10 protein-coding genes are annotated in these 12,177 nt (G+C 41.3%); 9 read left to right on the top strand and 1 reads right to left on the bottom strand.

All coding sequences use genetic code 11. The features are described from left to right. From DV872_RS23020 to DV872_RS23005, 4 genes are all read left to right on the top strand, one after another. The coding region (locus tag DV872_RS23020) for an efflux RND transporter periplasmic adaptor subunit (RefSeq protein ID WP_216664436.1) at positions 1 to 782 on the top strand (782 nt) is incomplete at its 5' end. Positions 783 to 842: 60 nt separating this feature from the next. Beyond that, positions 843 to 4,019 carry an efflux RND transporter permease subunit gene (locus tag DV872_RS23015; protein ID WP_114632318.1) on the top strand — a complete coding sequence of 1,059 codons (3,177 nt, stop codon included), beginning with the start codon at positions 843 to 845 and terminating at the stop codon, positions 4,017 to 4,019. A gap of 124 nt (positions 4,020 to 4,143) precedes the next feature. Continuing rightward, positions 4,144 to 5,247, top strand: a complete 1,104-nt coding sequence (locus tag DV872_RS23010; RefSeq protein WP_158547131.1) for an FAD-dependent oxidoreductase — start codon at positions 4,144 to 4,146, stop codon at positions 5,245 to 5,247. Further along, on the top strand, positions 5,184 to 5,447 hold the full coding sequence (locus DV872_RS23005) for a hypothetical protein (protein ID WP_114632316.1): 264 nt from the start codon (positions 5,184 to 5,186) through the stop codon (positions 5,445 to 5,447). Before DV872_RS23010 ends, DV872_RS23005 begins: the two co-directional genes overlap by 64 nt. A gap of 6 nt (positions 5,448 to 5,453) precedes the next feature. On the opposite strand, the gene DV872_RS23000 is transcribed toward DV872_RS23005, so the two are convergent. Further along, positions 5,454 to 6,533: an AraC family transcriptional regulator gene (locus DV872_RS23000; protein ID WP_114632315.1), complete on the bottom strand. Its 1,080-nt coding sequence runs from the start codon at positions 6,531 to 6,533 to the stop codon at positions 5,454 to 5,456. 161 nt (positions 6,534 to 6,694) lie between these two features. On the opposite strand from DV872_RS23000, the gene DV872_RS22995 reads away from it, so the two are divergent. From DV872_RS22995 to DV872_RS22975, 5 genes are all read left to right on the top strand, one after another. Continuing rightward, positions 6,695 to 7,924, top strand: coding sequence for a hypothetical protein (locus tag DV872_RS22995; RefSeq protein WP_199563529.1), 1,230 nt, complete (start codon positions 6,695 to 6,697; stop codon positions 7,922 to 7,924). An 88-nt stretch (positions 7,925 to 8,012) separates the two neighbouring features. Further along, a complete protein-coding gene (locus DV872_RS22990; protein WP_114632314.1) occupies positions 8,013 to 9,176 on the top strand; it encodes an ROK family transcriptional regulator in 1,164 nt (387 codons plus the stop codon). A gap of 180 nt (positions 9,177 to 9,356) precedes the next feature. After that, the gene (locus DV872_RS22985) at positions 9,357 to 10,352 is read left to right on the top strand and encodes a TRAP transporter substrate-binding protein (RefSeq protein ID WP_114632313.1); all 996 of its coding nucleotides are present in this window, start codon (positions 9,357 to 9,359) and stop codon (positions 10,350 to 10,352) included. 52 nt (positions 10,353 to 10,404) lie between these two features. After that, on the top strand, positions 10,405 to 10,890 hold the full coding sequence (locus DV872_RS22980) for a TRAP transporter small permease (RefSeq protein WP_158547130.1): 486 nt from the start codon (positions 10,405 to 10,407) through the stop codon (positions 10,888 to 10,890). Then, positions 10,880 to 12,175 (top strand): TRAP transporter large permease, encoded by a 1,296-nt coding sequence (locus DV872_RS22975; protein WP_114632311.1) that lies wholly within the window; start codon positions 10,880 to 10,882, stop codon positions 12,173 to 12,175. The genes DV872_RS22980 and DV872_RS22975 overlap by 11 nt, the downstream gene beginning before the upstream one ends. Positions 12,176 to 12,177 lie beyond the last annotated feature (2 nt).

Genomic DNA, 12,177 nt, shown 5'->3' with positions numbered 1-12,177 from the left:
TCATAGTACAAGGATATAACTTGCATCAATCCCGCTCTTTTCAACTTCTGCAAAAGTGGGGAATTCCGGTCTGCAACTTTGGGGAATTTGCTTTGCAACTTCGTCCTATTTCAGTATGCAACAAACACGCGTCTCATCTGCAGGCTGACCAGGCGCATCTGGACTGGCTTAATAGTAAGGGAGCATTGCTTGATGCAGAGGAAATAATGGAAGAAGCCTTTTGTATCAGTCCCTTTGACGGAACTGTTCTTGCAATAAATATTCGGGAGTTTGAAAAGCTTATACCCGGAGACGAAACATTTGTTATTGAAGATCAGTCCAGAATGCGGATCACAATCGGCATTCCCGAGGGCGAAATGAGCGGAATCAGTGAGGGTAACCCGGCTGATGTCACATTCTCCTCCTGTCCCGGACGAAGCTGGGAGGGAACACTGCTTAGTTATTCCAGAGAAAGCTCTGATCAGAATCTTACCTATAAAGCAGAAATTGAAGTAGATAATCCCGATGGTGCAATCATGTCCGGAACAACGGCCCGGGTGAAGTTACTGAGAAATATTTATGAAGAGAAGCTAGTTATACCCGTTGAGACTATAAGAATCCTGGGTAATAAAAGTTATGCCATGGCCGTTGAGGACAATACTATTGTCAGTAGAGAAATTACGGCAGGTCCATCAGACAGCAGGAATGTTATAATCCTGTCCGGTCTGAAAGAAGGGGACAGAATTGTGAAAGAGGGTATCCACCTGGTGAATAATGGTTCGTCTGTAAAGGTAATGGATTAATTATATGGGGAGACATAGTGTGTTTGGGCCCTTATTCAAAATCATCAATAGGAGTTATTCATGATTAAGTTTTTGGTTGGAAAACGGATACCCGTTTTCTGTGTGGCTTTGTTGATAATATTCATGGGTTTCAGTGCATATTCTGCTCTTCCCAGGGAGTCGATGCCGGATATTAAAATCCCCTATATCTCAGTTTCCGCATATTATGCCGGTGTGTCCGCCAAGGATATGGAATCTCTGATTACATCGAAGATAGAACAGGAACTCGATGGTATGGACGGTATCAAGATGATCAGTTCCAACAGTAGACAGGGGGCCTGTAACATCACTCTGGAATTCTCTTCCAGTGTGGATGTGAGTGAAGCGTTGAGAAAAACAAGAGAGAAGGTTGATGGTATCATTGGGAGTCTGCCGGCTGATATGAGCGGACCCTATTACCATGAGGCCTCCTCTTCCGACTGGCAGCCCCTTTTGAGTGTCGTATTATCTCATCCCGATGGAATCGCCGTAATCGATGATTCTGCCGAATTGATGCGGGAGGAGTTAAAAAAAATCAAGGGTGTTCTGGATGTTGAGGTTTCCGGCAGCATAGAGCAGGAACTGGCAATTGAGATCGATCCTGCCAAGATGGAGCATTTCAGTTTATCCATGGATGATATCGAAGCTGTAATCAGGAATGAGCATGTTACCATTCCCGGTGGAGTCCTCAATAGCGACACTCTCGATTACTCTCTCTCTGTTACCGGGGAGATCAGAGATCACCATTATTTTGAGGAACTTGTCATCCAGGGGAATCAGAGAAAGGTAAAACTGAAGGAGGTTGCCAATGTTCGTTTACAGACAGCCCCGTCATCATCTTATGCCCGACTTAATGGAAAACCTGCCATTACTCTGACTCTCAAAAAAAGAATCGGAGGCAATACTGTCAGCAGTACGGATGAGGCAAAAGCCCTCGTCCATAGGATGAGCCCCCTCATGCCTGAAGGGACAGATATAACCATTACGAATGATTCTTCCTATGGTATTAAAATAATGATTCTTGATCTGGAGAACAGCATGATTACCAGTATTCTCCTGGTTCTGCTGGTTACCTTCATATTCCTGGGAAAAACCAACTCCATTTTTGTATCCCTGGCAATTCCTTTTTCTATGCTCATCACTTTTGCCATGGTTCAGGTACTTGGTATTACTCTGAACATGTACGTTTTATTCAGCCTTATCCTGGGATTGGGAATGCTGGTTGATAACGGGATCGTGATTGTTGAGAATATATTCCGACATGCAGGAATGGGGAAAAATCGTGTTCAGGCCTCTATCGATGGAACAAAAGAGGTTTCAGGTGCCATAATTGCCTCTACTCTGACAACTTGTCTTGCCTTTTTTCCGATCATTTATATGCCTGGAATCATGGGCGAGATGCTCTCCTTTCTTCCTAAAACGGTGATTATATTACTTCTTGCGTCACTTTTTGTCGGATTGACCCTGACACCTGTTTTCTGTTCCACCTTTCTCAACATATCTGAGAAAACCAGGAGAAAAATAGTGGAGGGAAGTGGCTTTTTTACAACCATCCAGAATCTGTATCATAAGCTGATTCATCTTGTCATAAAGAGATCTTATCTGGTGGCTCTTCTGGCAGTCATCATAACAGCTTCAGGAGTTTTCCTGTTTGTAAGCAATGGAAAGGGCTCCACATTTTTCAGGGAAGAGGATCCATGGTCTGTGCAGATATATGTGGAGGCTCCCATAGGAACCCCCATTGATATTACAGATGGCTATGTAAAACAGATTGAGCAGCTGATTCCCGGCATAAATATGTCTCTTAAAAATTACACTGTTTTCACAGGTAATGGCGGATCACATAAAGCGACTATTAATGTAGAATTTGAAGACTTTGAAGATAGAACGATTTCAGGTGAGAAGTCTGTTCTAGCGGTGAAAGAGGCTCTTAAAAATATAACCGGTGCTAAAATCACGGTAGGAAGCAGTGATGGAGGGATGGGAGGAAGTGATATATCCCTTCTGCTTACGGGAGAGGATTACTCCAGGATCGGTGAAATCAGCGAGTCGATTATCAGTATCCTTTCTCAGTATAAAGAACTGAAGTCCTATGACAGTGATTATGAAGCATCCAAGCCGGAATATGAAGTTGAGATTGACCGTGAAAAAGCTGCCTTTTATGGATTGAGTACGACCCTGATTGCCATGACCATAAGACAATCCATGAACGGAGCTGCTATAGGTAAATTCAGGCAGGGTAAGGATGAGTATGATATTGTAATGCGCTATACAGACGAATCAAGGAATTCTTTAAACAGTCTGAAAAATTTGCAGATAATCGCCAATGGTAAAAGAATCCCCCTCAGTTCTGTAGCAACGATTAAACCCATGACCAGTGTGGCCTCAATAAAAAGGAGAGACCTTGCCAGAGCTGTTTCCATTTCGGCAGGTTTTATCTCGGATGTTCCGAATAAAGCGGAGCTGACCGAAGAGATTCTTGGAAAAATTGATGCCCTGAAAGTTGATCTACCCAAAGGGTATGATATCAGCCCCGGTTCTGACAGTGACATGCAGCAGGAGACTACAAGTTTCCTGGGCAAGGCCTTCATGATTGCCCTGTTTCTGATTTTAATTGTTCTCATTGTCCAATTTAATTCTGTTGCAGATCCCTTCATCTGCCTGATCTCTGCGCTGCTCTCAATCGGCGGTGTCTTCTGGGGATTCTTTATTTTCGGGATGCAGTTTGAGATTCTCATGTGCGGTATTGCCAGTATTTCTTTGCTGGGCATTGCTATTAACAACTGTATTGTTCTTGTGGATTATACCAATCTGCTGATAAAACAGGGATATTCCTGGAGAGATGCTATACCGGAAGCCGGAAAAACCCGTCTGAGACCGGTTGTGTTAACGGCTCTGACAACGGTGCTTGCTTTGATGCCGATGGGTCTTGCTTTCAGTCTGGATTTTAGAACATTTTCCATTCAGACGGATTCTGCTTCTGCTTCAATGTGGATCGCCTTTGCCTGGGCTCTAATTTTCGGGCTCAGCTATTCTACTGTGATGACTCTTATTTTTGTTCCGTCATTACTGGCGATAAAACACTCCGCTCTGGAACGGAGAAGAAACAGAAAAGAGTTAAAAATGATTCTTCCTCTGGTTGAGGAAGAAGAGGATCTGGTTCTCAATATTGAAAAAGAAGTCAACATGTCTTTTTCAGATCCTGAGAAAGTCAGTTAATTCATGAATGGCTATGACTGATTTGGGATATTGTATTCTGAAAACGATGATTATATGTGCGGGGAGAAAGAATCTCATTGAGATGCATTAGACTTAGAGTCACTCATCTTAAATGGGAGTTTATATGATTAAATATGACATCATTCTTATTGGTACCGGGCAGGCTACGGGAACCATCATTCCTTCATTACTGAAGAAAAAATTAAAAATTGCAGTGATAGAATCTGATAAAACAGGGGGGACCTGTGTTAACTGGGGATGCACTCCAACAAAAACCCTGATTGCCAGTGCCAGAGATGCCCATATGGTCAGAAGAGCCTCAGATTTCGGGATTGATGTCCCGTCGTTCTCTGTTGATTTTGAGAAAATAATGGAGAGAGTCAACGGCATCAGGAATCCTGGTAGTGCGGGGTTTGAATCCTGGTTAAAGAGTGTACTGGACTACTATGGTGGCACCGCCTCTTTTATTGATGATCATACTGTTTCAGTGGGAGAAGAGACTCTTTTTGCTGATAAAATAATTATCCATACAGGTACCAGATCCAGGATACCTTCCATTCCCGGCATTGATACGACTCCCTGGCTGGACAACAAGGGCATCCTGGATCTTAAGAACTTGCCGGAGCATTTAATCGTTGTGGGAGCATCCTATATCGGACTTGAGTTCGCCCAGGCTTTTAGAAGATTGGGGAGCAAAGTCAGTATTGTCGGCCGGGGAAATAGAATCGTTCCAAGAGAAGATCCGGATATGAGCCTTGCCGCCCTCGAGATTCTTAGGGAAGAAGGTCTGGAATTCTATCTGAAATCTGAGCTGACTCAGATGAAAAAAACTGATGAGGGAATTCAGCTCTCTTTTACTTCAGACGGGAACGCTATGACCCTGGATGGATCTGATCTACTGTTGGCTGTCGGACGGGTTCCCAACACTGATCTGTTAAACCTTGAATCAACGGGTGTTCGTCTGAATGAGAGGGGATATATCGAAGTAAACGATGCAGGACAAAGCTCTGTTCCCCATATCTATGCTCTGGGAGATGTGAACGGGAAGGGAGCATTTACTCATACTTCAGTTCACGATGGACAGGTTTTTCTGGCTCATATGGAAGGAGAGGGGCGAAGGATCAGTCACAGGGGGAGGCAGAGAAATCTGGAAAGAAAGTTCTTATGGCCACACGGGAGATGCAGTCCATCAGCAGGGCAAAAGAAAAGGATGAAACAAAGGGCTTGATAAAACTACTGGTGGAAGAGGGGAGTAATCTTATTCTCGGCTGTACTATTTTTGGTGTGGGCGGGGATGAAATTATCGGGATGGTGGCTCTGGCTATGCAGGCTGGTCTCCCGTATACCAAGCTTCAGCAGACTGTTCTGCCTCATCCTACTGTCTCGGAGTTGATCCCCTGGATCTTTGCAGATCTGGAGGCCCTTTAAAGGGCTCTAATATCCTGAATCTGATAATAATGATTTACTGCTCTTCCTATACTCAGTTGGAGTCATATGGGTTACCTTTTTAAATACTTCGTTGAATGCAGTCTTTGAGTTAAAACCCGAAGCAAATGCAATATCAAGGATAGTAGTTTTTTTCATGTCTGAATCCATTATCATAAAGCAGGCCCTTTTTATTCTATAACTATTTATAAAAGAATAAAAATTGCTTCCTGTTTTGCAGTTTATAAGTTGAGAAAGCTGATAGGCAGGTATGTTCATGTCATCAGCCAATTGCTTCAGAGTTATTGCATTCTGCAGATAAAGTTCATCTTTTTCCATAAGAAGTACCAGCTTGCTGTAGTTCCTTTCAATAAATAGATCGGACAGTTTTACTTTCTGATTTATTTTATCTTCTTTAAGTTCCCTGATCAGCTCATTATCGAAAATTTCTCTTTGAGACAGAACAAAATATGAAATGAGATAGATAAAAAGGGATTCGATAATAAGACTGAGATTGTCAATTGATTGGGGTATTGCAAAACGGGTACTTAACAGAATTGTTTCACTGATTGAATACAGTCTGAAAATTGTGAGGCATATTAATATAATAGCCAGCCAATTGAGCTTTTTGGAGTTGATGGATGAGAGATATCCCTCAATACTTAATCTGAACTTTCCTGTAGCCACCATCGATGCTCCCAGATAGATAAAGGTTTGAATATCTTCTGTAATGATTATAATACTGTTATTAAAAATTATGACTCCCAGAGGCAGTGACAGCAGTGCCGGTATAAAATGGAGCAGATCTTTTATTCTGAATGAATCAGATTCATTTGTTAAAATCCTTACATAAATATAAATTAATGGGCCGATTATAAATCCGGGAATAATTTCAATCAGATCAAATAAGACGGCCGTTGAATTATGTGCAGATCCGTAAAGGTTCAGGAAATTGAAGCTGACAATTAAAACCAATATAGAAAATATTTTATTGGCAGCTCTGTTTTTTTTCCAGAAAAATAAAACGATAAAGAGAAGTATCCCGTGAATTGCAGAAAAAAGTAAGGCATATGACTCTATAGAATCCATATCGCAATATTCAGGGATAGAGACATAATATTCAAGACTTCAAAGTCAATATATTTTGTACGGATTTATAAATCAGTACGACTTCTTACACCATCTCAAATAGATTAAAGGCTGTAATGTATCCGTTGGAGATCATTAATTAAAATTATCGAGGTTATCAGATGAATCCTAAAACTCACAGCCCTTTGAAGGCTCTACTTTTCCAGTTTTTAATCGTTATCATGTTCAGCTCCTGTACCAATCTTATGATGAAACAATACAGTGATCCCATATATGACAAGAATCTTGAATTGGGGATCACAGCTGTACCTGAAGTGATGGGAAGCCAATATGTGAATGCGTTTGACAGATATACAGAGATTATAGCTCCCAATGGTGGAGCTATTCGTATAGTGGCACAGAATAGAATAACCAATGAGCAGATTGTCAGAGCCCGTAATATCCTGCAGCATTATTTGACAGACGTACCTGGAACTGCTTATGGATCAGACAAGTCGGACGTCGCGAATAAGATGGCTGAAAATTCTGCAGTTCTTGCGTTATTGAATTTCAGAGATGACGGAAGCAATAAGACAAGGGTTCCGGCGCAGTCACTTTTTGAAGAAGAACTCCCGGTAGAAGGGCACCCCTGGTATATGGAAAATCAGTATAATGAGCATCGTGATGCTGCATTTGAAGAGATACTTCACATGGTTCATGACTACGGAATCGGTGTGGATGGCAGGGGCGGGAACCCGGGAGCTCTTCCAGCTTACCAGGCTCTGATCCGCGGAGCGCAGGAACTTGCATTGAGTAATGGTATATGGGCAATGGGAATGAATCCGGATGAAGGCTGGCTCAAGGAGCTGAAAGCAGAAAACAGCCTGACTCAGGAGTATCTGGCTTCTGTTGTTGACTCCTGGTATGGTCTTTGGGGTGCATGGAATGATTCTTCAGTTCCTGAGAGTTCAGAAAGGGGAATGTGGGGATTCTACATTGCCAAGACTCGAGAAGAGGTTGAAACAGAAGATCCTCAGGGTGCCGGTATTTCAAGGATGTTCCTGGCTGATTCTCTAAGCTACAATGCTCGAATTGATTCATCCCTTTCGGGAGTATTCAGTCTCAGGTTTGATGAATCTCTCCCCTATACACATAAATCCAGATATCTGAAGGATATCACTCTGACCGGAGAACTTGATTCATCACTACGGGTTAACAGTTTTGATAATGATCTGACAGGCAATTCTGGAATAAATGCAGTCGTTTTCTCCGGGAAGGAATCTGAATATACAATTACGAAACAGAATGGTCTTACTGTGGTCACAGATTCTATTGCCGGTCGTGATGGAGTGAATACCCTCAGATATTTTGAAATGCTGGAATTCACAGATGGAACTGTCATGTTAAAATAATGCACAATTGTCGGCTTGCTAAAATCTATATATACTTTATCCAGATCTCCAGTTATTATTTTCCACTGAGAGCCTAAGGATTGGTATTATGATTCTTGATTTTGACTATTTACATTCAACCCTCACTCGTGAAAAAGATAGAGAGAAAAATCAGGTTTTAAAAAAGCTCTTCGAAACTCCCGATATCACCCGTAAGAAAATCATCCAGGAACTTTCACTACGGCCAACTACAGTCTCGCGTATTGTTGCCGAATTAATTGAGGATGACATTATTCGGGAGGATCACAATAAAGCAAATATTGGCAGGGGAAGACCGGAACTGTTTCTGACAGTTAACGGCAATCGTTTCTGGACTGTCTCATTTTCAATTATTTCCATGAGTCTCCGGGGAGCTATTATTAATCTAAAGGGAGAAATCCTCAAAGAGACAGTTATTAAGCTGGATATTGATACAAACACAGTTGAGATGCTTGATATTTTCAATGATGTTGTCAAAGATTTTCACAGTCAGATGCCCCTGTCATCTAAATTTATCGGTTTTGGTTTTGCACTTCCCGGCCTTATCGATAAAGATAAGAAAATTTGGCGAATGGTCTCACGATTTCCCAAGCTTAAAAAGATGGACCTCAAGGAATTAGAGGGGGGGAGAGATTCAATCATTATCATTGAAAGGAATATTGATTCTCTTCTGAAAAATAGTCTGTTAAAGCGGCCTGAATCAGCAAAGGGAACAACACTGTTGATTCACTGGGGTTATGGTATCGCCGTCTCATGTGCTATGGAAGGAAGGATACTACAGTCACCAAATGGATTGTTTGGTGAAATTGGACACTGGGATATGAATATTCCTCAATCAGAGGACTGTTCCACTCTTGAGTCAATCGCGGCTTTATCGGGAATGCTTAAGTGTAACGGTTGGAATGAAGGAATTGATGAAGAGGTTATAGTAGGACTAATCAGGGATAACATATTTCCGGAAGAGAACCTGAAAGCCATAAATGATATGATTCTGGGTATAATTAAAAATCTATACCTCACTTTTTTCCCTGATAAAATTTATATTCTCAGTGCTTTTGTGTCTTCAAAGTTGTCTAAACAGCTGGAGTTGAAATTAAAAGAACAACTCCCTGACTTTGTGGAATCCACCCCCTCAATCCAGACACTTGACTATGTAGAAAAAGGTGAGTCTCTGGGAATCGCTAATTCTGTTTTTAATCAGGCCATTGAACATTATCTGACAGCCCGTTGGTGATCTTCTGAGATTTTATTAATAAACATAAAATGTTAATTATGTTTAAAAATTCTATTTAAAATCCAGTAGAGAGTTTATTATATATATACAGGGGAAGCATTTATATTAAATAACACAACATGTTAATAAAATGTTGACAAAACATAGTTTCTCCTTGAGAATGAATGAAAGGAGTTATATATGAAAAAAATATTTATCTTTGCTTTTACATGTCTCATGTCCTTCAGTCTCTTTGCTGCAGGAAGTCAGGAAAATGCTGCTGATGGATCGGAAATAAAACCGATTATTTTAAAAATGGCTGAAAACCAGCCGGAAAATAATCCGGTTACCATTGCCATGCATAAATTTTCAGATCTTGTTAATGAAAAAACAAATGGTGAAGTTCTGGTTGATCTGTATGCCAGTGCCCAGTTGGGACAGGAAACAGAAAATATTGAACAGGTTGTTGCAGGAATTCTTGATCTGGCCCGGGTCAACTCCGTGACATTGGCTCAGGCAGTTCCCGAATTGGGTGTCTTCACTCTGCCCTATATTTTTGCCAATCAGGATGTTAAATATAAGATTCTCGATGGAGAAATAGGGCAGGAAGTTCTTGATATCTTCCCAAAATACGGTATGGTCAGTTTTGGATATCTTGAAGCCGGTTCACGCTCGTTTTACACCGTGAAGAAACCTGTCAAATCTTTTGAAGATATTAAAGGTCAGAAAATCCGTGTACAAAAAGCAAAAATAACCATTGATATGGTCAACCTGGTCGGTGCCGTTGCTACCCCTATGAACTATGGTGAGGTTTATACAGCTCTTCAGACAGGTGTGATTGACGGTGCAGAAAATGATTTTGTAAGTTACTACACATCCGGTCATTACGAAGTGGCTAAACACTACTCAATGGATGGACACCTGAGTCCTCCTGCCATGATTATCATGAGTCAGAAATCCTGGAATAATCTTAATGATGATCAGAAAAAAGCTGTTAAAGAGGCTGCTGATGAGGCAACTGTTTTTGAGCGGAAACTGATGAATGAGATGCAGGATGAGTTTAGAGCAAAAGCTGAAGCTTCGGGTTGTACAGTTTACACCGTGGACACAAAGCCTTTTCAGAATGCCATTGCTCCCATCTATGATGAGTACCCCCAGTATGAAGATATTATTTCCAGAATCAAGAAAGTAAATTAAGAGAGATCGGGGTATCAGAATCATGATACCCCGATTATTAAGGGGCCATTTTTTGGATAATTTTTTTAAAAAAGTAGATAAAATTCTGAACGCATCTGTTGTGGCAATTCTGGCAGTGATGTTAAGTCTTACTGTTCTTCAGGTCATATTGCGCTATGTATTCAATAATCCCACTATCTGGTCTGAAGAGCTCACTCTGTTCTTACTGGTTTGGTTTGGTTTCATTGTCATGGCCATGGGAGTCAGGGCCGATTCTCATATCGCCTTGGAGTACTTCTATGACAGACAGGGGAGAAGGGGCCAAATAATCCTCGATGCTTTTCGGCATTCAATTATCATTGCTCTTTCTCTTCTGATGATCTTTTACGGTGTACAGATGATTAAACTCGGTTGGGCCAATAAGATGCCGGCAACACAAATAAGAAGAGGCTATCTCTACGCTTCATCCCTTATCGGGGGGATTCTGATGGCAACCTTTTCAATCTTGAATCTCCTGAAGCTTTTTCTAGTGAATGAGGAGGGTAAAGATGCCGATTGATACGAATGGTATTCTGCTGCTTTTTGGTGTTCTCGCCATTCTGATGCTTATCCGGGTCCCCATAGCCTTTTCTCTTGTTGTCAGTTCTGTTATTACATCTCTTTATCTGAAGATTCCCCTGCTTTTCATCTTTCAGAAAATGGTTAACGGCCTGGACAGTTTCACTTTCTTAGCAGTGCCTTTTTTTATCCTGGCGGCACAGATAATGATAGAAGGTGGTATCAGTGACAAACTGATGAGCTTTGCCAATGTTCTGGTTGGCAGGATCAGAGGTGGTACAGCCATGGTCAATGTTGTTACAAGTATGTTTTTTGGTGGAATTTCCGGATCATCTGTAGCTGATGTGTCCTCTGTAGGATCTTTTCTTATTCCAGCTATGGAAAATGAGGGATACGATAAGGATTACAGTGTTGCTGTAACGGTTACTTCCTCTGTTCAGGGGGTAATTATTCCTCCGTCCCAGAACATGATTTACTATTCACTGGCGGCTGGTGGATTATCAATTGGAAAACTGTTTCTGGCAGGGTATATTCCAGGTTTGCTGTTGGGCCTCTCTCTTATGCTGACGACCTACATCATTGCACAGCATAGAAAGTACCCCAAGGGGAAAAAATACACTTTCAGAGAAGGAATCGCCATCTGTAAGGATGCATCCCTTGGTCTCCTGACTATAGTGATTATCATTGGTGGAATTATCCTGGGGATCTTTACGGCCACAGAATCGGCAGCAATCGCCTCGGCCTATGCTCTGCTGATTACGTTTCTGGTCTACAAGAATATGTCTATGACGAAATTGTATAGAATTTTCAGCAATTCAGCCAAAATGCTGGCTTTAATTATTGCGATTATCTCTACTTCTTCAGCTTTTGGATTTCTTCTCTCCTATTTGAAAGTACCTATGCTGGTAACCAACTTTTTTCTATCAATTTCAGATAATCCAATAGTAATTATTCTTTCTATCAATCTTCTGCTTTTCTTTTTAGGGATGTTGATGGATATGGGAGTACTGATTCTTCTTCTCACACCCATTCTGCTCCCTGTTGTTACTCAGTTTGGTATAGACCCGATCCATTTTGGAATTATTATGATTTTGAATCTTGGCCTGGGACTATGCACACCACCGGTAGGAACTTCACTGTTTGTAGGTTGTGCCATAGCCAAGCTGAAAATTGAAGACTCTATAAAGGCATTACTGCCCTTTTATCTTACCATGATTATTTTACTTTTTATCGTAACATTCGTACCTCAGCTGTCACTCTGGCTACCGGGATTATCGAATTTATAGAG

The sequence above is a fragment of the Oceanispirochaeta sp. M1 genome (assembly GCF_003346715.1).
Taxonomy (GTDB): Bacteria; Spirochaetota; Spirochaetia; order DSM-2461; family DSM-2461; genus Oceanispirochaeta.
This window is presented reverse-complemented; position numbering and strand designations above follow the sequence as displayed.